18 protein-coding genes and 1 pseudogene are annotated in these 25285 nt (G+C 74.0%); 9 read left to right on the plus strand and 10 right to left on the minus strand.

The features are described 5' to 3' along the window. Positions 1–75 precede the first annotated feature (75 nt). On the plus strand, positions 76–2565 hold the full coding sequence (locus tag JK356_RS19175; protein WP_201869904.1) for a glycoside hydrolase family 2 protein: 2490 nt from the start codon (positions 76–78) through the stop codon (positions 2563–2565). After that, positions 2562–3410, plus strand: a complete 849-nt coding sequence (locus JK356_RS19180) for a LacI family DNA-binding transcriptional regulator (RefSeq protein WP_201869905.1) — start codon at positions 2562–2564, stop codon at positions 3408–3410. Before JK356_RS19175 ends, JK356_RS19180 begins: the two co-directional genes overlap by 4 nt. A gap of 12 nt (positions 3411–3422) precedes the next feature. Here JK356_RS19180 and JK356_RS19185 read toward each other — a convergent pair whose 3' ends face one another. Beyond that, entirely contained in the window at positions 3423–4850 is a 1428-nt protein-coding gene (locus JK356_RS19185; RefSeq protein ID WP_201869906.1) for an MFS transporter, read from the minus strand. Between the two features lie 75 nt (positions 4851–4925). Then, entirely contained in the window at positions 4926–6887 is a 1962-nt protein-coding gene (locus JK356_RS19190) for a serine/threonine-protein kinase (protein ID WP_201869907.1), read from the minus strand. A gap of 353 nt (positions 6888–7240) precedes the next feature. Here JK356_RS19190 and JK356_RS19195 point away from each other — a divergent pair, with 353 nt between their 5' ends. Continuing rightward, positions 7241–7603: a tetratricopeptide repeat protein gene (locus JK356_RS19195; RefSeq protein WP_201869908.1), complete on the plus strand. Its 363-nt coding sequence runs from the start codon at positions 7241–7243 to the stop codon at positions 7601–7603. 11 nt (positions 7604–7614) lie between these two features. Here the strand turns inward: JK356_RS19195 and JK356_RS19200 are convergent, their stop codons facing one another. Next, entirely contained in the window at positions 7615–8235 is a 621-nt protein-coding gene (locus JK356_RS19200) for a nucleoside/nucleotide kinase family protein (protein WP_201869909.1), read from the minus strand. Positions 8236–8367: 132 nt separating this feature from the next. On the opposite strand from JK356_RS19200, the gene JK356_RS19205 reads away from it, so the two are divergent. Further along, positions 8368–9663 (plus strand): DUF4032 domain-containing protein, encoded by a 1296-nt coding sequence (locus JK356_RS19205; protein WP_201869910.1) that lies wholly within the window; start codon positions 8368–8370, stop codon positions 9661–9663. An 8-nt stretch (positions 9664–9671) separates the two neighbouring features. Here JK356_RS19205 and JK356_RS19210 read toward each other — a convergent pair whose 3' ends face one another. The 4 genes from JK356_RS19210 to mgrA form a co-directional block, all read right to left on the minus strand. Then, the gene (locus tag JK356_RS19210) at positions 9672–10166 is read right to left on the minus strand and encodes a DUF5709 domain-containing protein (RefSeq protein ID WP_201869911.1); all 495 of its coding nucleotides are present in this window, start codon (positions 10164–10166) and stop codon (positions 9672–9674) included. A 70-nt stretch (positions 10167–10236) separates the two neighbouring features. Then, a complete protein-coding gene (locus JK356_RS19215; RefSeq protein WP_201869912.1) occupies positions 10237–11031 on the minus strand; it encodes an Fpg/Nei family DNA glycosylase in 795 nt (264 codons plus the stop codon). A gap of 76 nt (positions 11032–11107) precedes the next feature. Continuing rightward, a complete protein-coding gene (locus JK356_RS19220) occupies positions 11108–12076 on the minus strand; it encodes a PHB depolymerase family esterase (RefSeq protein WP_201869913.1) in 969 nt (322 codons plus the stop codon). 424 nt (positions 12077–12500) lie between these two features. Further along, positions 12501–13496, minus strand: coding sequence for an L-glyceraldehyde 3-phosphate reductase (mgrA, locus tag JK356_RS19225; protein WP_307815755.1), 996 nt, complete (start codon positions 13494–13496; stop codon positions 12501–12503). A gap of 293 nt (positions 13497–13789) precedes the next feature. Here mgrA and JK356_RS19230 point away from each other — a divergent pair, with 293 nt between their 5' ends. After that, a complete protein-coding gene (locus JK356_RS19230) occupies positions 13790–14683 on the plus strand; it encodes a hypothetical protein (RefSeq protein ID WP_236671593.1) in 894 nt (297 codons plus the stop codon). Positions 14684–14788: 105 nt separating this feature from the next. Here the strand turns inward: JK356_RS19230 and JK356_RS19235 are convergent, their stop codons facing one another. Together JK356_RS19235 and JK356_RS19240 are read right to left on the minus strand one after the other, a co-directional pair. After that, positions 14789–16927 carry a PQQ-dependent sugar dehydrogenase gene (locus tag JK356_RS19235; protein ID WP_201869915.1) on the minus strand — a complete coding sequence of 713 codons (2139 nt, stop codon included), beginning with the start codon at positions 16925–16927 and terminating at the stop codon, positions 14789–14791. Between the two features lie 45 nt (positions 16928–16972). Further along, a complete protein-coding gene (locus JK356_RS19240) occupies positions 16973–17935 on the minus strand; it encodes a sugar phosphate isomerase/epimerase (RefSeq protein ID WP_201869916.1) in 963 nt (320 codons plus the stop codon). A gap of 508 nt (positions 17936–18443) precedes the next feature. Here JK356_RS19240 and JK356_RS19245 point away from each other — a divergent pair. After that, positions 18444–19295 carry a Rieske (2Fe-2S) protein gene (locus JK356_RS19245; protein ID WP_201869954.1) on the plus strand — a complete coding sequence of 284 codons (852 nt, stop codon included), beginning with the start codon at positions 18444–18446 and terminating at the stop codon, positions 19293–19295. Positions 19296–19328: 33 nt separating this feature from the next. Here JK356_RS19245 and JK356_RS19250 read toward each other — a convergent pair whose 3' ends face one another. Continuing rightward, positions 19329–20072, minus strand: a complete 744-nt coding sequence (locus JK356_RS19250) for a sulfite exporter TauE/SafE family protein (protein ID WP_307815757.1) — start codon at positions 20070–20072, stop codon at positions 19329–19331. 216 nt (positions 20073–20288) lie between these two features. Here JK356_RS19250 and JK356_RS19255 point away from each other — a divergent pair, with 216 nt between their 5' ends. The 3 genes and pseudogenes from JK356_RS19255 (at position 20289) to JK356_RS19265 (ending at position 24919) form a co-directional block, all read left to right on the plus strand. Next, on the plus strand, positions 20289–22259 hold the full coding sequence (locus JK356_RS19255; RefSeq protein WP_201869917.1) for a family 43 glycosylhydrolase: 1971 nt from the start codon (positions 20289–20291) through the stop codon (positions 22257–22259). A 145-nt stretch (positions 22260–22404) separates the two neighbouring features. Then, positions 22405–22983, plus strand: a complete 579-nt coding sequence (locus JK356_RS19260) for a TerD family protein (RefSeq protein ID WP_201869918.1) — start codon at positions 22405–22407, stop codon at positions 22981–22983. 62 nt (positions 22984–23045) lie between these two features. Continuing rightward, positions 23046–24919: pseudogene (locus JK356_RS19265) on the plus strand (TerD family protein). The last annotated feature ends 366 nt before the right edge of the window (positions 24920–25285 follow it).

Raw genomic sequence — 25285 nt, forward strand, 5'->3', positions numbered from 1 at the left:
TAGTTGACTTACTTTATTCGGCTGCATAACAATCTCTTCCGGTCTGAGCCGCCTCATTTCGGGAGAGTTGTCACGATGATCCGCCGCACCCTGCACGACGGCTGGTACCTCACGGCGGTGGCCGGACCGGTACCGGAAGCCCTGGCGGGCCGCGCCGTGCCCGCACAGGTGCCCGGCAGCGCGCACCTCGACCTGCTGGCGGCCGGACTGATCCCCGACCCCTACCTGGACCGCACCGAGGCGGACCTGGTCTGGGCCCACCGCACCGACTGGCGCTACGCGACCACCGTCCGGGCCGAGGCCGCCGCGCCCGACGAGCGGGCCGACCTCGTCTTCGAGGGCCTGGACACCGTGGCGACCATCGAGTTCGGCGGGCGGCGCCTCGGCTCGACGGCCAACATGCACCGCTCCTACCGCTTCGACGTCCGCTCCCTGCTGACCGGCGCGGAGCAGGACCTCGTCGTGACGTTCCGCTCCGCGCTCGCCTACGCCGAGGAGGTGCAGCAGCGGCTGGGCAGCCGGCCCCGCGCCTACCCGCACCCGTACAACATGGTCCGCAAGATGGCCTGCTCCTTCGGCTGGGACTGGGGCCCGGACCTGCAGACCGCCGGCATCTGGAAGCCGGTCCGCCTGGAGCGCTGGCGCGTCGCCCGCCTCGCCGAGGTCAGGCCGCTGGTCACCGTCGCCGGGGACGGCACCGGCCGGGCGGAGGTGCACGTCACCCTCGAGCGCTCCGGGCTCGGCGAGGACCGCGACGTCACCGTGACCGCCGCCGTCGGCGGGCACCGCACCAGCGTCACCGTCCCGGCCGGTGCCACCAGCGCCGTCGTCACCGTGGAGGTCCCCGGCGCCCGCCTGTGGTGGCCCGCGGGCTACGGCGAGCAGCCGCTGTACGACCTCAGCGTCACGCTCACCGCCGGTGACGGCGCCGGGGAGCCGCTGGACACCTGGACCCGCCGGATCGGCTTCCGCACCCTCACCGTGGACACCACCCCGGACGCGACGGGCACGCCGTTCACCTTCGTCGTCAACGGCACCCCCGTCTTCGCCAAGGGTGCCAACTGGATCCCCGACGACCACTTCCTGACGCGCGTCACCCGCGAGCGCCTCGAACGCCGCGTTGACCAGGCCGTGGCCGCCCACATGAACATGCTCCGCGTCTGGGGCGGCGGCATCTACGAGACCGACGACTTCTACGACATCTGCGACGAGCGCGGCGTTCTCGTCTGGCAGGACTTCCTCCTGGCCTGCGCGGCCTACCCCGAGGAAGAGCCGCTGTGGAGCGAGATCGAGGCGGAGGCCCGTGAGAACGTCGTGCGCCTGGCCTCCCACCCCTCGCTGGCCCTGTGGAACGGCGGCAACGAGAACCTCTGGGGCTGGCGGGACTGGGGCTGGCAGGAGGAGCTGGACGGCCGCAGCTGGGGCTACCGGTACTGCACCGAGCTGTTCCCCCGGATCGTGGCCGAGCTCGACCCGGCCCGCTGCTACGCCGACGGCAGCCCTTACAGCCCCCGCTTCAGCCCCGAGGAGAAGCACCCCAACGAGCAGGACCACGGCCCCCGCCACGAGTGGGACGTCTGGAACCGCCTCGACTACACCCACTACCGCGACCACATCCCCCGGTTCTGCTCCGAGTTCGGCTTCCAGGGCCCGCCTACCTGGGCCACCCTGGCCCGCTGGATCCACGACGAGCCGCTCACGCCGTCCTCGCCCGCGTTCGCGCTGCACCAGAAGGCCGAGGACGGCAACGGCAAGCTCGGCCGGGGCATGGCACCCCACCTGCCCGAGCCGGCCGGTTTCGCCGACTGGCACTGGGCCACCCAGCTCAACCAGGCCCGCGCCGTGGCATTCGGCATCGAGCACTTCCGCTCCTGGTGGCCGCGGACCGCCGGCGCCCTGGTCTGGCAGCTCAACGACTGCTGGCCGGTGACCTCCTGGGCGGCCGTGGACGGCGACGGGCGGCCCAAGCCGCTGTGGTACGGCCTGCGGCACGCCTTCGCCCCGCGCCTGCTGACCGTCCAGCCCCGCGACGGCCGGCCCGCGCTCGTCGCCGTGAACGACTCCCCGGAGCCCTGGACCGGAGAAGTCTGGGCACAGCGGCTGACGTTCACGGGCGAGGTGATCGCGAGCGCTACCATGCCCCTCGGCATTCCGGCGCGGTCGGCCGCCGGGCTCGAACTTGCCGCGTCACTGGTGCAGCCGGGGGATGCGGCGCGGGAGGTGCTCGTGATCACGGCAGGCGAGACGCGTGCCGTCCATCTGTTCGCCGAGGACCGCGACGCGGCCCTCGACCCGGCGCCGCTGCGCGCCAAGGCGGTAGCCGTGGACGGCGGTTACCGGGTGGACGTGACCGCCGTCTCCCTGGCTCGTGACGTGGCCGTGCTCGCCGACCGCCTCGCGCCCGACGCCGTCGTGGACGACATGCTGGTCACGCTCCTGCCCGGCGAGACCCGCTCGTTCCGCGTCCGCACCTCCGCCCGGCTCGACCCGGCGGAGCTGACCGGCCCGCTGGTGCTGCGCAGCGCCAACGCGCTGCTGGACAAGGCGGTGCGGTCGGCACAGTGAGCGGATCCGGAGCTGTCGGCCTGGTGCTCGCCCGCCCCGCGCGGCTGCTGGGCGTCGAGCCGTTCTTCATGGAGTTCATCGCCGGCATAGAGGAACGGCTGGCCGAGCGCGGCCTGTCCGTGCTGCTGCACGTGGTCGCCACCCAGCGGGAGGAGATCGCCACCCACCGGCGCTGGGCGCAGCGCGGCCTGGTCGATGCGGTCATCGTGCCCAACCTGCGCGCGGGGGACCGGCGCCCGGCCGTGCTGTGCGAGCTGGGACTGCCCGCGGTCATCGCGGGCACCTGGCACGGCCGCACCGGCATGCCCGCCGTGCCCACCGACGACGCGGCGCCCGTACGCGAGGCGCTCGACCAGCTCCTCGCGCTCGGGCACCGGCGCATCGCGCGCGTCACCGGCCCGTCCGAGCTGCTCCACACCCGGGCCCGCACGGCGGCCCTGCGGGAGGGCTGCCGTGCCGCGGGCATCGCACCGCCGGTGCTCCTGGAGGGCGACTACTCGGCGGAGTCCGGCGCCAGCCTGACCGCCAGGCTGCTCGACGCCCCGGCGGACACACGCCCCACCGCCATCCTGTACGACAACGACGTGATGGCGGTGGCGGGCCTCGGCGCCGCGAAGGAGGCGGGCGTGGCCGTCCCCGGACAGCTGTCCCTGGTCGCCTGGGACGACTCCGCCCTGTGCCGCCTCGCCTCGCCCGCCCTGACGACCATGAGCGTGGACGTGCACCTCTTCGGCACCCGGGTCGCCGAGTCCGTCCTGGAGCTGATCGACGGCCGCCCCGTCACCGAACGCTGGTCGCCGCCGGCCCGGTTCACCCCGCGCGGCACGACCGCCGCCCCCGCCTGACCGCCGCCCGGTTCAGCGGGCGCGGGCCCCGGAGGCTTCGGTGCCCTCGAACCGGGCCGCCGTGCGCTCGGCCGACGCCCGCGCCCGGGAGCCCGTCGTCAGCACGCCGCACACCAGCACCAGCACGCCGCAGCCGCAGATGATCCACCAGCCCGCCGTGCGGGCGCCGGCCGCCAGCGTCGTGCCCACCACCGCGATGCCCAGCGCCGAGCCGACCTGCCGCCCGGTCGAGGCCAGCCCTGCGGCCACGCCCGCCCTAGCCCGCGGCATGCCCGTCACCGCCGTGTTGGTGATGGGCGCGTTCACCAGGCCGAAGCCGGTGCCGAACGCCACGAACGCCAGCAGGTAGGACACGCCTGTCAGCTCCCCCTCCCGCCACGCCAGCAGCGCGCCGCTCGCGGCGATCGCCGCCCCGGCCGCCACCAGCGGCACCCGGGCGCCCACGTGCGCCACCAGCTGCCCCGACAGCGGCGAGAACAGCATCGTCGTCGCCGCCATCGGCAGCAGGTGCAGCCCCGCCGCCAGCGGCGACAGGCCCTGGTCGTTCTGGAGGGTGAGGGTGGTCAGGAACAGGAAACCGCCCATCCCGGAGAACGCCACGACCGCGATGCCGATCGCCCCGCTGAACGGCACGCTGCGGAAGAAGCCCAGCTCGATCAGCGGCTCCGGGCGGCGCGGCTCGTAGACCAGCAGCCCGGCCAGCGCGCACGCCGCGGCCGCGAAGCACCCCACGATCAGCGGCGACCCCCAGCCCTCGTTGCCGCCCTCGATGATCCCGAACGTCAGCGAGCCCAGCAGCGCGATCACCAGCAGCTGCCCCACCGGGTCCAGCCGCCGGGCGTGCGCCGCCCGCGACTCCGGCACGAACCGCGCGGTCAGCACCAGCGCCAGCAGCCCCACCGGCAGGTTCAGCCAGAAGATCGAGCGCCAGCCGAACGAATGCACCAGCGCCCCGCCGACCAGCGGCCCGACCGCCATCGACACCCCGACCACCGCCCCCCAGGCCCCGATCGCGCGCGCCAGCTCCCGGGGGTCGCGGAACGTGTTCGTGATGATCGATATCGCGACGGGGTTGAGCATCGAGCCGCCCACGGCCTGCAGCGCGCGGCAGCACACCAGCCACGGCAGCCCCGGCGCGAGCGCGCACAGCACGGAGCCCGCCGTGAAGACCACCAGGCCGATCCGGAAGACACGGCGCCGCCCGACGCGGTCGGCGGTCGAGCCGGCCAGCATCAGGAACGAGGCCAGCACGACGGTGTAGGTGTCCAGCGTCCACTGGAGCCCGGAGACGTCCGCGTCCAGGTCCTTCTGGAGGGAAGGCAGCGCCACGTTCAGGGCCGTGATGTCGAGGCTGACGATGAGCAGGCTCATGCAGCACACGGCGAGCACGATCAGCCGACCGCGGCGGGAGAGCTCCTCGCCTTCGGGTGGGTGTCTCATGATCCACCAGCCTCGCCCGCGCGCCGCCGCGCCACAACCACGTGCCGGGCCCGGCGTGCGCGGCCCCGCACACGGTCACACCGGGCTGGCCCACGCCTTCGCGAGCTTCGTCAGCGCCCACGCCCGGGCGTAGGCGTCCGGCAGGCCCTGGGCCAGGCTCTCGGCCCGGTGCGGATCGGCGGCCGCCCGCACCACGGCGGCCCGGGCCAGCTGCTGCTGCCCCCGGGGAGTGTGGAACCGGGCGCGGGCGGTGTGTTCGACCTCGTCGGCGAGGCGGGCGGCCCGGTCCGGGCTGGTGCCCGCCAGCGCCTTGGCCACCGCCGCCAGCATGTCGGCGCGGTCCTCCTCGCCGGGGAAACCGCGGGCCAGCCGCTCGGCCTCGTCCGCCAGCCGCTTAGCCCGGCCGGGGTCGGCGGCCGCCAGCTCCGAGGCCATCTCGGCCAGCGCGTTCGCCCGGACCTCGTCGTCCGGGATCACCCGGGAGAGGTACTCGGCGCGGTCCGGGTCGGTAGCCGCGAACGCCAGCGCGGTCACCCCGAGCGCCACCGACCGGGCCGGCCAGCTGGCGTCGTCCGCCAGACCGCCGGCCAGGCGCGCCGCCTCGTCCGCCAGCCGCTCGGCCCGGCCGGGGTCGGCGGCCGCCAGCTTCCGGGCGATCTCCGCCAGCACCCGCACCATCTCGGGCGTGTGGGGGATGGCGCGCGCCAGCTGCTCGGCCCGGCCGGGGCTGAGGACGGCGTGCGCCAGCGCGGCGGCGCCCAGCGCGCGGGCGCGCGGTTCGCCGCCGGGCACGCCGCGGGCGAGGCGCTCGGCCTCGTCTGCCAGCCACGCCGCGCCCTGGCGGTCGGTGCCCGCCATCGCCTCGGCGATCCCGGCGAGCGCGGACGCCCTGGCGGAGCCGTCGGCGATGCCCGCGGCGCGGCGCTGCCCCTCCTGGAGCAGCGCCGCGGCCCGGTGCGGCTCGGCCGCGGCCAGCACCTTCGCGATCTGGGTGAGCGCGGCCACCCGGCCGGACTCGTCAGGGATGCCGCGGGCGGCGGTCTCGGCCGCGGCCAGCGCCGCGCGGGCGCGCGGCGGGAGGGCGGCCGGGCCGGCCGGCTGCGGGGCGGGGGTGCCAGGGGTACCGGAGGGTGCGGCGGGGGCGGGCGGGCCGAAGGGGACGCCGCCGGGCACGCCGCTGGCCGGGGGAGCGCCCGGCGAAGGGGCCGCGCCGGTGCCCAGGACGGAGGCCAGCAGCTGGCGCGCCTGGGCCACCCCCGGCCGGCGCTTCGGGTCCTTGGCCATCAGCCCTTCGAGCAGCGGCGCCAGCGGCCCCGCCCGCCGGGGCGGCGGCGCCTCGTCGAACAGGACCGCGCTCATCGTGGCGGCCTGGCTGTCCCGGCGGAACGGCGAGACGCCCTCCAGGGCCTGGTAGAGCGTGACCCCGAGGGAGAACAGGTCGCCGGCGGCCGTCCCCGGCGCGCCGCGCAGCCGCTCCGGCGCCGTGAACTCCACCGAGCCGATGAACATCCCGGCCGCCGTGAGTGCGGGATCGTCCTGGTGGACGGCGATCCCGAAGTCCGTGAGCAGGACCTGGTCCCCGGCGGCCAGCATCACGTTGGCCGGTTTGACGTCGCGGTGCACGATCCCCGCCTCGTGCGCCGAGCCGAGCGCGCTCAGCAGCGCGGCGGCGACCGGGACGGCCTCCGCCACCGGCAGCGGGCCGCGCTCCGCGAGGCGGTCGGCCAGGGACACGCCGTCGACGAGCTGCATCACGGTCCAGGGGACGTCCTCGTCGACGACCACGTCGTAGACCGCGACGATGTGCGGATGGTCGCGCAGCTTCGCGGCGTTGCGGGCCTCGCGCCGGGCCCGGGCCAGCCGCTCGGACCGCTCGGCCGCCGTCCCCGCCTCGGGCAGCCGCATCTCCTTGACGGCGACCTCGACATCCAGGAACTCGTCGCGCGCCCGCCAGACCCGGCCGAACCCCCCGGAGCCCAGCTCCTCCCGCAGGAGGTAGCGCCCCCCGACGACCCGGCCCGGCTGCGTCTGCTGCATCACGGCCCTCCCCTGTGACCTCTGGCGCCGCAGTGGCTGCCAGGATGCCATGCCCCCCGCTCCGGCCGGTCACCCCCGGTGCCGGCGGCCAGCTTTCGGCGGGAGTGTGGCGGGCTGGCGGGTCTGGCGGGCTGATCGGGGAAGTGGCAGTCTGGTGGGTTCAGCGGCCCGCCGCCGGATCCCCCGCGCGGACCCGAGCCCGCCGCGGCGGGCGGCCGCGCCGCCAGTGGATCCCTGCCGTGCGCCTGAGCAGCCGCCCGCTCCGGGGCCGCACCCCGCGCCGGCGTCGTGCCGGGGGGAATACCCGTCCCGTCCCGAGCGTTCCGTACGTCTGGTTCCTAAGGAGATGCGCTGTGCGCGATACCACCCCGCAGACCCGTGTCGTGGCCTTCCGCGCGGCCGAGCGGCTGCTCGCCGCCCGTGATCCGCGCGGGGCCCTGAAGCTGCTCGATCCGCTGATCAGGGCCCATCCGGAGAACACGGCGGCCCGCCTGCTGCGTGCCCGCGCCTTCTTCCTCGCCGCCCAGCTGCGGTCCGCCGAGCTGGAGTTCCAGCTGGTGCTGGAGCGCGAGCCGGACAACGCCTACGCGCACTTCGCGCTGGGGCGCACGCTGGAGCGGGCGGGACGCGCGGACGAGGCGATGCGCCACTTCCGCCTCGCCGCCGCGCTCGACCCCCGGCCCGACTTCCTGGCGGCTGCCCGCTTCGGCGAATAGCCCGCGGCCTGTCAGCCGTCCGGAAGCGTCAGGACGCGGTCGCAGCGGCCGCGGCTGGTCGCCACCAGCTCCGCGTTGGGCCGGTCGTTGCCGTCGATCCAGGCCCGGGCCGCCGCCGTGTCCCGGCCGTGCCCGGTGTGGCGCCGCATCAGCCGCGCGTCCCGTACCTCCTCGGGCGCGTCGACGTACCACACCCGTGCCATCAGCGCGCGGGCCTCACGCCAGCCCGGAGCGTCGAGCGCCAGGTAATTCCCCTCCGTCACGACCAGCCGGGCCCCGGGCGCCACCCGGTGCCGTGCCGCCACCGGCTCGTCGAGCACGCGGTCGAAGTCCGGCACGTACACCTCCTCGGCGGTCTCCTGCCGCAGCCGCCGCAGCAGCGCCACGTATCCCCAGACGTCGAAACTCGGCTCGGATCCCTTGCGGGACCGCAGGCCGAGCCGGTCGAGCTGCGCGTTCGACAGATGGAAGCCGTCCAGCGGCACGTACGCCGCCGCCTCGCCCAGCTCCGCCACCAGCCGCCGCGCCAGGGTCGACTTGCCCGCCCCCGGCGGGCCGGCCAGCCCGAGCACCGCCCGCCCGCGCCGCGGGATCAGCTCCGCCGCCTGTGCCGCCAGCCCCGCCACGTCCATGGCGGCAGCTTACGGCCGCGCCCCGCCGCGCGGGACCGCCCCGTGCGGCCCGCCGCCGCGTCAGGCGGCTTCCGTAGAATTCCGGCGAACGCCGCCCGAGCCGAGGCGCCGCCGACCGTGAGATGAGGGTGGATGGATCTCCAGATCACCGCGACCGACCCGGACCACGCGGCCGCCCTGCTCGACCTCCCCTTTGACGTGCCGCTCGCCGAGTGGCCCGAGAAGCATCTGGTCGCGCTGCCGCGCGGCATCTCGCGCCACGTCGTGCGCTTCGCTTCGGCCGGGGACGAGGTCTTCGCCGTCAAGGAGGTCGGTGAGTGGGCAGCGGTCCGCGAGTACGGGCTGCTGCGCGACCTCGACCGGCTCGCCGTCCCCGCCGTCGACCCGGTGGCCGTCGTCACCGGCCGCACGACCAGCGACGGGCAGCCGCTGGAGCCGGTGCTGATCACCCGGCAGCTCAAGGGCTCCCTGCCCTACCGCTCGATGTTCGAGACCACGATGCGGCCCAGCACGATCAACCGGCTGCTCGACGCCCTGGCCGTGCTGCTGGTCCGGCTCCACCTCAGCGGCTTCGCCTGGGGTGACTGCTCGCTGTCCAACACGCTCTTCCGCCGTGACGCGGGCGCGTACGCCGCGTACCTCGTGGACGCCGAGACCGGGCAGCTCCAGCCGCAGCTGACGCGCGGGCAGCGCGAATACGACCTGGAGGTGGCGCGGGTCAACATCGCCGGGGAGCTGATGGACCTGGAAGCCGGCGGCTCGCTGCACCCGTCTGTGGACCCGGTGCGGTTCGGTGAGGCCATCGGCACCCGCTACGGGGAGCTGTGGCACGAGCTGACCCGCACCTCGGTGTACCCGCGGACCAAGCGCCACTACATCGACCGCCGCATCAGGCGGCTGAACGACCTGGGCTTCGACGTCGCGGAGATGCAGATCCAGAGCTCTCCGGGCGGTGAGACCGTGACGTTCGTGCCGAAGGTCGTCGACGCGGGCCACCACCAGCGGCAGCTGCTGCGCCTCACCGGCCTGGACGCCGAGGAGAACCAGGCGCGCAGCCTGCTGAACGACCTGGAGACGTGGATGGCGACCCAGGAGGACTACGCTCCGGGCGACCCGCTCGGGGCGCGGCCGGAGGTGCTGGCGCACCGCTGGGTCCGCGACGTGTTCCGGCCCGCCGTCCGCGCCGTGCCGCGCGAGCTGCGGGACGGGCTCGACACCGCGCAGATCTACCACGAGCTGCTGGAACACCGGCTGCGGCTGTCGGAGCGCGCCCACCGCGACGTGGGCATGGCCGCCGCCGCCGAGGACTACGCCCGCCTGCGCGCCGAGCAGCTGCGGAACGCCCCGCCGCCCGGCGCGGTGGCCGGGGACGACGACGGCAGCGGCGGCACGGACCAGGACGGGCCCGGCGAGGCTGCCGGGGAGTGACGGCCCCGTCAGGCCGCCTCGCTCTCCTCGCCCCCCAGCTGCTCGTCCGGGATGACGTGCACCGCGGCCTCCTCGGCGGTGGCGGCACCGCCGTCGATGCCGACGTCGCGCGCCGAGGAGCCGTTGCCGTTGCGGCGGGGCGCCAGCTCGTCGGCGCGCAGCAGCCGCCCGGCGCGGGCGTCGCCGACCTCGTCGTCCATGGGCTCACCCCACATGCCCGGCTGGTCGCCGATGCCGTCGCCTTCCGGTGGCCGCACGTCCGCCGTCTCCTCGCGGAGCCGCTCGTCGAGGGTCTCCCGGGCGCGCTGCTCGGCCGCGGTGATGCCGTGGTGGGTGGCGCCCAGGGGCTTCTCGGGAGGTGAGTACCCCTGGTCCAGGGTCTCGTCGAGCTGCGGCTCGTCGATCGCGTTGTCGAGATCGACGTCGTAGGGATTCTCGTCGTCGGTACCGAGGGGCGGCTGGTAGACCTGGTCGCCCATGGCCCATTCTTCCCTGCCGGGCATGCGCGCTCGCCTCCTTCTTCCTCACCCCCCGGTTTCCCGCTCATACGCCGGGAAAACGGGGCAGAACGCCTCACCGCCGGCGGCCGTCCGGCTGCGGCTGGCAGCGGGGGCACCAGACGGTGGTGCGCCCGGCCACGCGGGTGCGCGCCAGCGGCGTGCCGCAGCGCGGGCAGGCGGGGTCAGGGCGGCCGCGCCGTCCGGTGAGCCAGCCGCGTCCGTCCGGCACGCGACCGGCGGGGACCGCCGCGCCCAGCACCGTGCGCAGCGCCCGCTCCAGCCGCTGCCGCTCCGCCGGCGCCAGGCCGGCGGCGGGCCGCGCCGGGTGCAGGCGGGCCCGCCACAGCACCTCGTCCGCCAGCAGGTTGCCCAGGCCGGCGAGCAGCGACTGGTCGAGCAGCGCGGACTTCAGGCCGCCGCGGCGGCCCGCCAGCAGCCGCCCCAGCTCGCCGGGGGCCAGGGCGAGCGCGTCCGGACCCTGCCGCCCCATGACACGCTGCGCCTGCGTGCCGGAGCGGACGAGCCAGATGCCGCGCAGCTTGCGCTGGTCGCGGTAGCGCAGCACGCGACCGCCCTCGAGCGTGAAGGTGATCCGGTCGTGCGGGGCGGGGTCCGTGCCGCACACCAGGCGGCCCGTCATGCCGAAGTGGAGCAGCACCACCTCCGGACCGTCCGTCGGCGCCAGCAGCCACTTGCCGTGGCGGCGCGGCGCCCGGAAGCGGCGGCCGGTCAGCGCGCGCCGGAACCCGGCGGCGCTGACCTGGTGGAGCACACCGGCGTCAGCCACCGTCACGCCGGTCACCCGCCGTCCCCGGGCGCAGGCGGCGAAGGTGCGCGAAAAACCCTCCACATCGGGCAGTTCGGGCATGGCGCCAGGGTACGTGCCGTGCCTGGGGCCCGCCCGCCGGCGGCCCGGGCTCACCCGCCCCGCGGCGCGCGGCCCGTCAGGAGCTGAGCCCGAAGAAGTCGATCGCCATGGCCGCCATGCCGCTGAACGGCAGCGTGTGGCCCGTGTTCTCCAGGCTGATCGCCTCGACCGGCGCCTGCGCGCCGGTGCCGCCGTAGCGGGTGCGGGTCCAGCCGGGCTGCGGGTAGTCCGTGGACGACGGCGTCTGGCTCAGGCCGTGCACGTTCGTCCACTGCTTGATCTCTTCCTCGAAGTTCGGGTAGCGGAGCGTGTCGTCGGCCGTGCCGTGCCACAGCTGCATGCGCGGCCACGGGCCCGTGTAGCCCGGGTAGGAGGCCCGCACCAGGTCGCCCCACTCCTCGGGGGTGTGGCTGATCTGGCCGTTGGCGCAGGCGCTGTTCCATCCGGAGCCGTCGGTCGTGGCGAAGCAGCCGAACGGCACGCCCGAGAACGCCGCCCCGGCCGCGAAGACGTCCGGGTAGTTGGCGAGCAGCACGTTCGTCATCATCGCGCCCGACGAGGCGCCGACGGCGTACACCCGGTCGGGGTCGCTGCCGTAGGTGCGCTCGACGTAGTCGACCATCGAGCGGATGCCGACCGGGTCGCTGCCGCCGTCGCGCCGCAGCGCCTCGGGCGAGGAGACGTCGAAGCACTGCCCGTCGCGCGTGGCGGAGGGGTAGATCACGATGAAGCCGTACTGGTCGGCCAGCGAGGCGAACTCGGTGCCGGCGTAGAACGCCGGCCCGGAGCCCGTGCAGTAGTGCACCGCGACCAGCACGGCGGGTTCCGGCTCCACGCTGTCCGGCACGTACACGTGCATGCGCAGGCCGCTCGGGTTCTCGCCGAAGCCGGTGACCTCGGTCAGCTGCGCCGCCGACGCCGGGGGAGCGGTCACGAACAGCGCCGCCAGCAGCGGCAGCACGCAGCCGGCCAGCGTGGCGGCGAGCGCGCGGAGCCGGCTCACCGCCCTGCGGGGGGAGCGGGGCAGGGAAGACACCTGGGACATGCTCTTGTCCTCGTCCTCGTACTCGTTGTGTCGAAGTCCTTCGCGGACATGCGGTCGTGGAAGGCCCGAGGCCGCGGCTGCCGTCCCTCGGCGCCGCCCGTCCGTGGCGCGGCGGCGCACCTGAGCGCGGTCACGTGACACGGGCCCCGCCACGTGGGAGCCCGTGCCCCGTCCGGGCAAGTGCCGGAAAATTTCCGGCAGTTGTCATATCCGCAGGAAAGATAGAGACACCCCTGACGAGCGTCAACAGTGCCGGCAGGCCGGGAAGAACGCCGGTGCCCGGCCGGTGCGCCCGCAAACTTCCGGAAGACTTCCGGTGCGCGCCGGCCGGGCCGCGGTGGCCACGAGGAGACGAGCCACGAGGAAACCCGAGGAAACCTGAAAAAGGGGACACGAAGATGAGGAGCCGCGGAGAGAAACCCGGTCAGGGCCGGGGGAGGTGCGTCTCGATCTCGGCCAGCTCCTCGTCCGTGAAGTCCAGCCTGGCCACCGCGCCGACGCTGTCCTCCAGCTGCGGCACGCTGCTGGCGCCCACCAGCGCCGACGTCACCCGCCCGTCGCGCAGCACCCAGGCGATCGCCATCTGGGCCAGGCTCTGGCCCCGCCGTTCGGCGATCGCGTTGAGGGCGCGCGCCCGCGTGACAGCCTCCTGGGTCACCCCCCGTTCGGTCAGGAACGGGCTGTCGCCGGCCGCCCGCGAGCCCTCGGGGATGCCCGACAGGTAGCGGTTGGTCAGCAGCCCCTGCGCCAGCGGCGAGTAGGCGATCGCCCCCGCGCCGACCTCGTCGAGGACGTCGGTGAGGCCCTTTTCGATCCAGCGGTTGACCATCGAGTACGACGGCTGGTGGATCAGCAGCGGGGTGCCGAGGTCCGCCAGGATGCGGGCGGCCTCACGGGTCTGCTCCACCGAGTAGTTGGAGATGCCCGCGTACAGGGCCTTGCCCTGCTGCACGGCCGTGTGCAGCGCGCCCATCGTCTCTTCGAGCGGGGTGTCCGGGTCGGGGCGGTGGGAGTAGAAGATGTCGACGTACTCCAGCCCCATCCGGGACAGGGACTGGTCGAGGCTCGCCAGCAGGTACTTGCGCGAGCCCCACTCGCCGTACGGGCCTTCCCACATCAGGTAGCCCGCCTTGGTGGAGATGACCAGCTCGTCGCGGTACGGGCGGAAGTCGCTGGCGAGGATGCGGCCGAAGTTGCTCTCGGCGGAGCCGGGAGGCGGACCGTAGTTGTTGGCGAGGTCGAAGTGCGTCACGCCCAGGTCGAACGCGCGCCGCAGGATGGCCCGCTGCGTCTGCAGGTCGTCGGAACCTCCGAAGTTGTGCCACAGCCCGAGCGAGACGGCGGGCAGCCGCAGGCCGGAACGGCCGGTGCGGCGGTAGGGCATGGTGTCGTAGCGAGAGTCCAGGGCGGCGTAGGTCACGGTTCTCCTCGGAGCCCCGGAACCGGGGCGGTCGTGCGTGCGGAGGACCGCCGCACCCGTGCCGCACCGGGCGGGGGTACGCGTTCCCCGTTCTTCCGGCACGGCGGCGGTGCGGTCGGGTGTGCCGGGCGGGCCGGCACCTGTGACAGTACCGCCGCTGCCGCATCCGCCGCCGCAGGCGGCCGGGGTGGCGGCGTCAGGCCCCTGGCAGGGCGGGGGCAACTGCTCTAAGGTGCCGGACGGTTCATGGGAGCGCTTCCACGCCACCGCACCGTCCATCCCGAGGGGACCCGATGAGACTCCTGCCGCACCTCGCCCCGGAGCCGCACGCCGGGCGCGTCACCGTGCTCGGCGCCGTCGCCCTGGCGCTGACCGCCGCCGCGCTGGCCACCGGCGGCACCGTCCCGGCGCACGACCACGGCGACGGGCCCGGGCACCCGCACCGCGGCTGCGCCGGGCACGGAGACGACCGCGGGCTGCTGTTCTGCGAGGACTTCGAGGATCTGCCGCGCGGCGGCGCCACCAGCCTTCACTGGGGCGTGGACACCCGCCACGGCACGCTGACCGTGGGCCCCGACCGCCTCAGCGACCCGGGCGAACGGCGCCCGGGGCAGGTGCTGACCGTGCACACCGAGGACAACGGCCACGCCTTCGTGGAGGTAGACGACTTCGACGCCCCGGACAACAGCTTCTTCGGCCGGATGCGGGTGCGCGTGGACGCCTTCCCCACCGCCCCCGACTGGGCCCACTTCACGCTCGTGGAGGCGACGGGCGAGGGCGACGGCAGCGTCGTCCGCCCGATCGGCGGCCAGCACGTCCCTGCGGCCGGGGACACGGCCGGGGACGGTACGCCGCTGTGGGGCGTCGGCTCCGACGGCGGGCCAACGGGCGACTGGACCGACTGGCGCGAGTCGGCGCCCGCTGAGGCGGGGGAGTGGCTCTGCCTGGAGTGGGAGCAGGACGCCAGCGACAACCGCGTCTCGGTGTGGATCGACGGCGAGCCGCACCCGGAGCTGACGGTGACCACCACCCGGCACGGCGGCAACCCCGTGGACTTCGTCTTCCCGGACTTCGACACCGTGCGCTTCGGCTGGCAGCTGTACCAGGGCGGCTCCGAGCCCGGTGCCTACGACGTCATGCTGGACGACCTCGCCCTGGGCACGGAGCGGATCGGCTGCGCGCCCTGAGAACCGCCGCGGCCGGCATGAGACCGCCCCGGTTCCGGGGCCATGCGGCTCCCGGACCGGGGCGGCGTCAGCGGTGGTGCGGACGGTGCGCCGCCGGCGCGTCCGTCAGTGCGTCGGGGTCAGAATCACCTCGGCGCTGCCGGTGAGCGGCGGCAGGTCGTCGTCACCGGGGTCGGTGTAGGTGGCGTTGAACACGCCGAACAGGTTGTCGTTCTCCGGGTCGTGGCCCTCCGGGTCCGTGGTGCGGATGGTGCCGGAGCAGCCGGTCGCCGAGGTCTGCGGGTGACCGTGGCTGTCGTGGCCCAGGATGTAGGTCACGGTCATCCGGGAGCAGTCGACCTCCTGGTCGTCCTCCACCTCGACCTCGAAGGCGATGGTGTCGCCGAAGGCGAACTCGTCACCGTCCTGCGGGGTGATGAAGGTGACCACCGGCGCCTCGTTGCCGACCACGATCTGCACCTCGGCCGAGACGGCCCGGCCGCGCTGCGGCCCGCCGACGTCGGTGACGCGGAGGTTGGCTGTGTAGGCGCCGTTCTCCTCGTAGGTGTAGGTCGGGTTCGGGTCACGGGAGTCGATCCGGCCGTCGGAGTCGAAGTCCCAGGCGTACCGCAGCCGGTCACCCTCGGGGTCCTCGGTGCCCTCGCTGGAGAACTGGACCGTCAGCGGGGCCTGGCCGCTGGTCACGTCGGCCGAGGCACGCGGCACCGGCGAGTAGTTGCCGTCCGGGCCGACGTAGTCGATGCGGGCCAGCTGCGCCTCGGGGTTCTGGGCGAAGTAGCCCTCGCCGTACTCCAGGAGGTACAGCGCGCCGTCCGGGCCGAACTCCATGTCGATGATGCCGGAGAACTCCATGTCCGGCAGCACGTCGGTGATCTCGGTCAGCTCACGCGACTCGTCCAGGTGGAAGGCCTTGATGTAGTGCCGGGTCCACTCGTAGAACAGCGGCATGCCGGCGTACTCCTCGGGCCAGGCCACCGGGTGGCGGCCCCGCGAGTTCCGCGGGTCGTACTCGTAGACCGGGCCGGCCATGGGGGCGATGCCGCCCGTGCCCAGCTCGGGGAACTCCTCCGACTCGTCGTACCCGTACCACACGTCGGGCTGCTCCACTGGCGGCAGCTCGGTGAGGCCGGTGTTGTTCGGCGAGTCGTTGACGAGGTTGGCGCAGTCGAACTCGCCGCGGGACTCGCCGGTCTCGAAGTCGTAGTCCACGTAGGCGATGTCCGGGGACACGCAGTACGGCCAGCCGTAGTTGCCCGCCTCCTGCGTGGCGATCCACCGGCCCTGGCCGTCCGGGCCGCGCTCGGGGTCGTAGCTGCTCGCGTCGGGCGAGTAGTCGCCGACGTAGAGCTCGTCGTTCGCGCGGTTGATCTCAATGCGGAACGGGTTGCGCAGCCCCATCAGGTAGATCTCCGGGCGGGCGCCCTCGGTGCCCGGCTCGAAGAGGTTGCCCTCGGGGATGGTGTACGAGCCGTCCTCCTGGACGTCGATGCGGAGCACCTTGCCGCGCAGGTCGTTGGTGTTGCCCGAGGTGCGCTGCGCGTCGAAGGCCGGGTTGCGGTTCTCCCGCTCGTCGATCGGCGTGTAGCCGCCCGAGGAGAACGGGTTGGTGTCGTCACCGGTGGACAGGTACAGCAGGCCCTGGCTGTCGAAGACGATGTCGCCGCCGACGTGGCAGCACAGGCCGCGGTCGGTCTCGACCTGAAGGATCTGCTGCTCGGTCGACAGGTCGATGGTGTCGCCGGTGAGCTCGAAGCGCGAGAGGAGGCTGTAGCCGTGGAACGGCTCGAAGTCCTCGGGGCTGCCGGTCTCCGGCGCGTCACCCTCGTTGATGTCGGGCGTCGACGGGTCGTCCGTCGGGGTGTCCAGCGGCGGCGCGTAGTACAGGTAGATCCAGTTGTTGGTGCGGCCGAAGTCCGGGTCGATGGCGATGGACTGGAGGCCCTCCTCGTCGTGCTCGTACACGTCGAGCTCGGCGGCGAGGGTGTTCAGGCCGGTGTCCGGGTCGTTGAGCCAGATCTGGCCGTTGCGGGTGGTGTGCAGGACCCGGCCGTCCGGCAGGACGACAAGGTCAATCGGCTCGCCGGGGGTGTCGTTGAGGGTGACCTTCTGGAAGCCGGACCCGGTGGGCGCGGGCTGCGGCGGTTCCGGGCCCTCGTGGCCTTCGTGGGCCACGGAGGTAACCGGCGTCGCCAGCAGTGCCGCGGCCGCCAGGCCAGCGGTCACGAGTGACGGGAGTTTGCGCATGGTGACCTTTCGTGCGGTTTTTGCCGGTGGCGCGGCCGGACGGGGTCAGCGGCACACGCCGCGCAGGTAGGCGTAGCCGACCTCGGCGGTTCGGGCGGGCGTCACATCGGGGGTGTCGTTCTCGACGATGTACTCGCGCACCCGGTGCCCCCGGAAGATGCGGGGGAAGTCGATCATTCCGGTGCCGGGGTCCGCCATGTCCCCGGTGACCGGGTCCCGGTCCTTGACGTGGTACTGGAGCACGCGCTGCGGCGCGGAGCGGATGACGTCGAGGGTGAAGCCCTCGGGGTCGTCGGCCCCGTCGCCACTCTCGATGCCGCCGGTGACCGCCCAGTAGATGTCGATCTCCAGGTGGACCAGGGACGGATCAAGCTCGGAGGTGAGCACCTGCCAGGGGGTGACGCCGCCCCCCAGGTCGCGCGTGAACTCGTGGGCGTGGTTGTGGTAGCCGTAGCGGAGCCCGGCGCGGCGGGCCGCCTCGGCCTCGCGGTTCATCTGCTCCGCGTACCGCTTCCACTCGTCCAGGTTCTCCGAGTCGAGCCAGGGCACGACCAGGTAGGACTGGCCGAGCGTCACGGCGTTGGAGATCTTGGTCTCCAGGGCGGCCTCGTCCTCGCTGAGGTCCTCGTGGCTCGAGGTGGCCTTGATGCCCAGCTCGTCGTAGAAGGCGCGCAGTTCCTCGGCGGTGCGGCCGAAGTAGCCCAGCGCCTGCTCGACCCGGGGGTAGCCGGTGCGGGCGATGTGGCGCAGGGTCTCGTCGTAGCCCGGGGAGCCGTTGAGCGCGTCGCGCATGGTGTAGAGCTGAATGCTGATCAGCCCCGGCGGCACGAGCGGACGGCCCCGTCCGCCGCCGCGCGGGGCCGCCTGGGCACCACCGGAGGCCATCGCCAGGCCGAGCGTGGCGCCGGCCGTGCCGAGGACGGCGCCTCTCAGCAGTGATCTCCTGCTCGCGATGCGTCCGGTGCGCGCCGCGGCGCGTGCCGCGTGGTTCGGGAATCCATAGCACATGGGCGGCTCCTGAGGGTCTCGCTCGTGACGGGCCGCCGCCTGCCGCGCGGGGCAGGGCGGTCGGCACGGGGTGTGCTCATGACAGTGGGCGGAGCTGGCCGCCCCTGCTGTGGACAGAGGGGGTGTGGGTTACGTGCGAAACGGCGGAAGGGGGTGGCGGCTTCGGTCCTCGGGGCGCCGTCCTTGTGGCGCCCGTCTCAGCGGTCAACAACGTAAGAACCACTTTCCGCGCCGTCAAGAGAAAGTTCCGCACCTTCTTGCAAAACTCTGCGCCGCACATGTGCAAAGTGGAGGCCCAGTGAGGGGTGCGGTTTCAACCGCCGGCGGCGGGGTACCGAACGGTATGGTCTTCACTGAGCGTTTTGCCCGTCTTGTACCGGCCGTCAAGGCCGCTCCGCCCGCCCTCGCCCGCTCGCTTGCCCGCACCCTCACGTCGTTCCCCAGGTCGTCCCTGGCGTCGTCGTTCACGCCCTCTCTCACGGCGGAGCCCGGACGCCTGCTGTCCTCCATGGCCGCGCTGGAGTCCTCCACGCGCGCCGACGCGCTGCTGGGCCCGCTGCGGCAGGCGGTGCATACCGTTCCCTCTGAGACGCGCGACGTGCTGCACGGCAGGTGGCTGGGCCATCCCGCCCACCCCGCGCTGGTGCACGTCCCTCTTGGCGCCTGGATCTCGGCGGCCGTGCTCGACCTCTTCCCCGGCGGACGCAAGAGCGCGGGCACCCTCGTCGCCCTCGGGCTCGCCGGAGCCGTCCCCACGGCGGCCACCGGGTGGGCCGACTGGGCCGAGCTGCGCAAGCCGCAGATGCGCGTCGGCCTCGTGCACGCCGCCGCCAACTCGCTGGCCGTCACGCTGTACGCCGCCTCGCTCTCGGCGCGGCTGCGCGGGCGCGGCCTGCGGGGGCGGGGGCTCGGCTACGCCGGGCTCGCGGCGGTCAGCCTCGGCGGCGCGCTCGGCGGGCACCTGTCGTACCGGCTGGCGGCGAGCGTCAACCACGCCGAGGAGGTCACCGCCGTCGTCACGCCCGGCTGGCACCCGGTGGGCGACCTCGGCGACTTCCCGCTCGGCCGCCCCGTGCGGCGCGTGGTGGACGACGAGCCGCTGCTCATCGTCCGCGTCGCCAACGACCGCGTCCACGCCCTGGCCGACCGGTGCAGCCACATGTCCGGGCCGCTCTCGGAGGGCGAGCTGGAGGGCAGCTGCGTGCGCTGCCCCTGGCACGGCAGCCTGTTCCGGCTCTCCGACGGCTGGAACGTAGGCGGCCCGGCCACCGCCCCGCAGCCCGCCTTCGAGACCCGGGTCTCCGGCGGCGTCGTCGAGGTCCGCCCGCGCCGCACGTCCGAGGACCTCGCGGCCGGCTGACCGCCTCCCCGGCCGGTCCGGCCCCTGCGGCCGTCAGAGCAGCAGGTTGACGCTGGAGGCCACCGTGAACAGCAGCACCAGCCGCTCGAACACCGCGCCGTTCAGGTGCGCGACCACCCGCCGCCCGATCAGGGCCCCGGCGACCACGGCCGGCACCAGCGCCGCGTCCAGCCTGAGCGAGTCCGCCGTGATCAGCCCCAGGCCCGCGCTGAACGGCACCTTGAAGGTGTTGACGAGGAGAAAGAACCAGGCGCCGGTGCCCAGGAAGCCGAGCTTGGCGTAGCCGGACGACAGCAGGTACAGCGACATCACCGCGCCCCCGGCGTTCGCCACCATCGTCGTGAACCCGGCCAGCAGGCCGAAGAACGGCGCCGCCGCGCGGTGCGGCCGGGGCGGCTGGTGCTGGCCGCGCGCCCGCCACCGCCGCGCCAGGTGCACGGCCGTGAGCGCCAGCAGCACGCCGCCGATCGTCCGGCGCATGCCCGCGTCGCCCACCCACGCCACGAAGCCGGCCCCGGCCAGCACGCCCGCGGCCACCGAGGGGAACAGGCGCCGCAGCGCCGCCCAGTCGGTGTGGCGCCGGTAGGCGCGCACCGCGAACACGTCGCCCACAATCAGCAGCGGCAGCAGCGCGCCGGTCGACTCCTTGGCGGGCAGCACGGCGGCGAAGACCGCCACGCTGATGCTGCCCACGCCGCCGATCGCCGTCTTGGCGAACCCCGACAGCACCGCCGCCAGGCACAGCAGCGCTATGTCGCCCGTTCCCAGGCCGCTCACGCGGCCCGTCCGGCCGCCGTCATCGCCTCATTCATGGGCACCCACGGTAGGTGGAGCCGCCACCGGTGCTCCGGCCGCCCCTGGCCGGGACGGCCCGTGCCCGCTCCATTGACAGGTACGTGGCAGCGCTCTACGTTCCCACTGTCCTCCACAATTCCGAACGAGATTCGACATTTCGAACGGTCTCCGTGCCGCTTCGGGAAGGCGGACCCCACCATGCCCAGCCCCCGCTCACTCACCCGCCGCGCCACCCTGCGCACCGGCGCGGCGCTCCTCCTCACGGCCTCCGCCGGCGCCACCGGCTCCGCTGCCGCATCCGCCGTCACCGCACCGGCGCCGCACCCCCGGCAGCAGAGCTACGCGGGCTACCTGTTCGCCTACTTCACCGGCGAGGGCACCGCCGACGGCGAGCAGGTCTACTTCGCCCTGAGCCAGGGCAACGACCCGCTGCGCTGGCGCGAACTCAACGGCGGCCGCCCCGTGCTCACCTCCACGCTCGGCGAGGGCGGCGTGCGCGACCCGTTCCTCATCCGCTCCCCTCACGGCGACCGCTTCTACCTGCTCGCCACCGACCTGCGCATCCACGGCAACGGCGACTGGGACGGCGCCCAGCGCCACGGCAGCCGGTCGATCATGATCTGGGAGTCCACCGACCTGGTCACCTGGTCCGAGCAGCGGGCTGTCGAGGTCTCACCCCCTGCGGCGGGCAACACCTGGGCCCCGGAGGCGTACTGGGACGCCGAGAACCAGACCTACGTCGTGTTCTGGGCGTCCAAGCTCTACGCCGAGGACGACCCGGACCACACCGGCGACAGCCACCAGCGCATGATGTACGCCACCACCCGCGACTTCGTGACGTTCAGCGAGGCGCGGGTCTGGCACGACCCCGGCCACTCGGTGATCGACTCCACCGTCATCGCCCACGACGGCTTCTACTACCGCTTCACCAAGGACGAACGCGACGCCTCCGCCGACAACCCCTGCGGGAAGTTCATCGTCCAGGAGCGCGCCCGCTCCCTGCTGGCGGACTCCTGGGAACTCGTCGCCGAGTGCGTCGGCAGCCCCGCGCTCGAACGCGGCGAGGGGCCGACGGTCTTCGCGTCCAACACCGAGGAGAAGTGGTACCTGTTCATCGACGAGTTCGGCGGCCGCGGCTACGTCCCGTTCGAGACCACCGACCTCGCCTCGGGCCAGTGGACCGTCCCCGCTGAGTACCAGCTGCCCGCCTCACCGCGCCACGGCACCGTCATCCCCCTCACCCGCGACGAGTATGAGCGCCTCGCCGAGCACTGGCCCGCCGCCGCGCGGGGCAACCCCGTGCTGCCCGGCTACCACGCCGACCCCAACATCGCCGTCTTCGGCGACACCTACTATCTGTACCCGACGACCGACGGCCACCCGGACTGGAGCGGCACCACGTTCAGCGTCTGGTCCTCCCCGGACCTCGTCCACTGGCGCGACCACGGCGTCGCCCTCGACCTGGGCCCCGGCGTCTCCTGGGCCGACGCCCGGGCGTGGGCCCCCGCCATCGCCGAGCGCGACGGCCGTTACTACTTCTACTTCTGCGCCGAGGCCATGATCGGCGTCGCCACCGGGGACTCACCCACCGGGCCGTTCACCGACACCGGCGCCCCGCTGATCGAGGCCAACCCCGACGGCAGCGGCCAGGCCATCGACCCCGCCGTCTTCACCGACCGCGACGGGCAGTCCTACCTGTACTGGGGCAACGGCTCGGCCTGGGTGGTGCCGCTCAACGACGACATGGTCTCCTTCGACCCCGGCCGCGTCATCCGCATCGAGGGCCTGACCGGCTTCCGCGAGGGCCTGTTCATGGTGGAGCGCCAGGGCATCTACCACCTGACGTACTCCATCGACGACACCCGCAGCGAGGACTACCGCGTCGGCTACGCCACCGCCGCCAGCCCCACCGGGCCGTTCACCTACCAGGGCGTCATCCTGCGCAAGGACCCCGCGCGCGGCATCCTCGGCACCGGCCACAACTCGGTGCTCAACGTGCCCGGCACGGACGACTGGTACCTCGTGTACCACCGGTTCGCCATCCCCGGCGGGGACGGCACCCACCGCGAGACCTGCGTGGACCGGCTGACGTTCGGCCCGGACGGCCTGATGCGGCCGGTCGTCCCCACGCTGGAGGGCGTCGGCCCCCACCCGGTCCGGCGGCGCTGACCCCCGGCGAAACCCCCCGGCGCCCGCGGAGTGTTGCAGGAGTGACACAAAGCGGGCCCGGGCCCGGCCCGGCCGCCGTCCGGCTGCATAGGGTGCCAGCACAGCGCCGTTACGGCGGACCGCGACCACAACGAAGGGACAGCCCGTGAGCGTCAACTTGTCCAAGGGCCAGGCGATCAGCCTCCAGAAGTCCGACGGAGGCACCCTGACCGCGGTGCGGATGGGGCTGGGCTGGCAGGCCGCCCCGCGCCGGGGCCTGTTCGGGTCGCGCACCCGCGAAATCGACCTCGACGCCTCCGCTGTGCTCTTCGCCGACAAGCAGCCCGTGGACGTCGTCTTCTTCCAGCATCTGGTGAGCGACGACGGCTCCGTGCGGCACACCGGCGACAACCTCGTCGGCGGCGCCGGCCAGGGCGGCGACGACGAGGCGATCCTCGTCGACCTGCAGCGCGTGCCGGTCCACGTTGACCAGATCGTCTTCACCGTCAACTCCTTCACCGGCCAGACCTTCGCCGAGGTGCAGAACGCCTTCTGCCGCCTGGTGGACGAGACCAACGGCCAGGAGCTGGCCCGCTACACCCTCACCGGCGGCGGCCCGTACACCGCGCAGATCATGGCCAAGGTCCACCGCCAGGGCGGCGGCTGGCAGATGACCGCGATCGGCGAGGCCGCCCAGGGGCGCACCTTCAAGGACCTGCTCCCCGCGCTGGTGCCCCACCTGTAACGCGCGGCCGCACCACGATCCACGACGCTGACGAGCGAGAGAACACCCGAGGCCACCGAGCGATGACCGTCGAGCTGATCCGCGGACAGAACCACCCCCTGTCACAGACCCGGCTGGAGATACGGGTCGAGGCGGGCCAGCCGGTCATCGCCGGAGCGACGCTCAACGACGAGGCCAGACGGATGCGGGACGCCGCGTGGATAGCCCACCCGGCCTCGCCGCGCCTGCCCGGTCTCGAGGTCTCCCGGCAGGCCGCCGCGCACCACCGGCTGGCCGTGGACCTCGGCGCCCTGCCGGAGGACGTGCACCGCGTCAACGTGATGCTCGCGCTGCCCACGGTGCCCGGCGGGCCGCGGCGCTTCGGCGACCTGCCCGCGCCCTCGCTCGCCGTGACCGCCCTGGACGGCACCGAGGCCGCCCGCTACACCATCACCGGACTCGGGGCCGAATCCGCCGTCGTCGCCCTGGAGCTCTACCTCAGGAACGGCGCCTGGAAGGTGCGCGCCGTCGGCCAGGGTTTCGCCGAGGGCCTCGCCGCCATGCTGGCGGACCAGGGGCTGCCCCAGGCGCAGGAGCTGGCCGGCACCATCAACGAGGCGGTCGCCGCCGGCATGGCACGCTCCGTCGCGCCGCCGCCCGCCTCCCCGGAAAGCACCAGGCCCCCGGCGACGCCGGCCGCCCCGCGCGGCGAGGCCGGCACCACGGGCGGCCGGATCGACTACCGCCACCCCCGTCGTACCGCCGCGCCCGCCGCGCCCGCCGACCAGCCGGTGCCGGCCGGGCAGAACGGGACCGGCGGTGACCAGTCCCCGCGCCCGGTCGCCGGCGACGCCAGCGGCCGGGACATGGACGAGCGGCTCTACAACCAGGTCTGGGGCATGTTCGAGGACCTGGCCCGCACCACCGCCGCGCGGTCGACTTCGCCGACTCCCGCCTGGAACGGGAGCTGGACCGGGTGCTCGCCGACCCCTCCGCCCGCGTCGGCCCCGCCGCCGAGGCCGCCCGTACCGCCGCCCGCGCCCAGCACACCCAGCTCGTCGACCAGGCCCGCGCCGTCTTCGAGCGCGACGTGGCGCAGCTCGCCGCCGAGTCCGACGTCGTCGAGCCCGCCCTGCCGCCCGCCTACGCCCGCTGGGACAACCCCGTCTGGCAGCGCTACGAGGTCCCGGAACGGGCGGCCATGGCGGTGCGTCTGGGGGACCTGAGCCTGCCCGACAGTCCCCGCCTGCGCATCCCCATGCTGGTGCGGCTGCCGCTGCAACGCGGCCTGTGGATCGACAGCGGCCGCCCCCGCAGCGGCCCGGCCCAGGCCCTGGCCGGCACGGACGAACCGCGCCGCCTCGCCGCGGCGACGGCCACCGCCGTCGCCGCCCGGCTGCTGGCCGCCCACCCGGCCGACGGCCTCACCCTCCACGTCATCGACCCGGCCGGATCCGCCGCCGACGCCCTGGCGTCGCTGCTGGACACCGGTGCGCTCCAGGAGCCGCCCGCCGCCGGTGCCGCGGGCACCGCCCGCGTGCTGGAGCGGCTCACCCAGCGCGTCGACCTGGTGCAGATGGCCGTGCGCAGCCGCGCCACCGACGCCCTGCCGCCCGGCTTCGACCTGGCGGAACAGCTGCTCATCGTCCACGACTTCCCGCACGGCTTCGACGACCGGGGCGTCAACCAGCTGCGCTACCTCGCCGACGAGGGCCCCTCCGTCGGCGTGCACCTGATGATGATCGCCGACCGGGAGGACGCCCGCGCCTACGGCCCCGTCCTCGACCCGCTGTGGCGCGCGCTGCTGCGGCTGACGCCGGTACCCCAGGACCACCTGGCCGACCCGTGGGTCGGCCACGCCTGGACGTACGAGCCGCCGCTGCCGCCCTCGGGCAGCCAGGTACTGCCCGAGGTGCTGCGCCAGGTGGCCGCCGCCCGCCAGGCACAGGGCCGCTGAGGGGCGCCATGCTCCTGCTGGCTTGGAGCGAGGAACACCTTCGTCCCCCGTGGCCCGAAGGCAGCTGCTGAGCGGGGAACCCACCCTCATTTGGTGCGCGTCGCAGTACAAGGAGGCGGATTCTCTGGTTCCGGCCACTGCAATGCGACGCGACAGGCGACGCAACGGCGGCTTCGGCAGGACAGAGCGTGCCTCGCCGGCTGCCCGGCGGGACGCTCATCGGGGAGGGTGACGGCTCGTGCCGCGAGTGCTGCCGCCCGTTGCGCCAGATGGGCGGTCAGGCTGTCTGCCGACAGCCGCGTCGTGCTTCTCAGCACCGCGTCTGCTCCCGGTGGTGTCCCGTCGCTCTCTTGCTCCCGCGATCCG

The sequence above is a fragment of the Streptomyces sp. 7-21 genome, assembly GCF_016741785.1.
Lineage (GTDB): Bacteria > Actinomycetota > Actinomycetes > Streptomycetales > Streptomycetaceae > Streptomyces.

Excerpts from the sequence above, each read along its gene's own strand:
- JK356_RS19175 (WP_201869904.1), top strand. The coding sequence starts at position 76 with ATGATCCGCCGCACCCTGCACGACGGCTGGTACCTCACGGCGGTGGCC.
- JK356_RS19185 (WP_201869906.1), bottom strand. The coding sequence starts at position 4,850 with ATGAGACACCCACCCGAAGGCGAGGAGCTCTCCCGCCGCGGTCGGCTG.
- JK356_RS19190 (WP_201869907.1), bottom strand. The coding sequence starts at position 6,887 with ATGCAGCAGACGCAGCCGGGCCGGGTCGTCGGGGGGCGCTACCTCCTG.
- JK356_RS19200 (WP_201869909.1), bottom strand. The coding sequence starts at position 8,235 with ATGGACGTGGCGGGGCTGGCGGCACAGGCGGCGGAGCTGATCCCGCGG.
- JK356_RS19205 (WP_201869910.1), top strand. The coding sequence starts at position 8,368 with ATGGATCTCCAGATCACCGCGACCGACCCGGACCACGCGGCCGCCCTG.
- JK356_RS19210 (WP_201869911.1), bottom strand. The coding sequence starts at position 10,166 with ATGCCCGGCAGGGAAGAATGGGCCATGGGCGACCAGGTCTACCAGCCG.
- JK356_RS19215 (WP_201869912.1), bottom strand. The coding sequence starts at position 11,031 with ATGCCCGAACTGCCCGATGTGGAGGGTTTTTCGCGCACCTTCGCCGCC.
- JK356_RS19220 (WP_201869913.1), bottom strand. The coding sequence starts at position 12,076 with ATGTCCCAGGTGTCTTCCCTGCCCCGCTCCCCCCGCAGGGCGGTGAGC.
- JK356_RS19230 (WP_236671593.1), top strand. The coding sequence starts at position 13,790 with ATGAGACTCCTGCCGCACCTCGCCCCGGAGCCGCACGCCGGGCGCGTC.
- JK356_RS19235 (WP_201869915.1), bottom strand. The coding sequence starts at position 16,927 with ATGCGCAAACTCCCGTCACTCGTGACCGCTGGCCTGGCGGCCGCGGCA.
- JK356_RS19240 (WP_201869916.1), bottom strand. The coding sequence starts at position 17,935 with ATGTGCTATGGATTCCCGAACCACGCGGCACGCGCCGCGGCGCGCACC.
- JK356_RS19245 (WP_201869954.1), top strand. The coding sequence starts at position 18,444 with ATGGCCGCGCTGGAGTCCTCCACGCGCGCCGACGCGCTGCTGGGCCCG.
- JK356_RS19255 (WP_201869917.1), top strand. The coding sequence starts at position 20,289 with ATGCCCAGCCCCCGCTCACTCACCCGCCGCGCCACCCTGCGCACCGGC.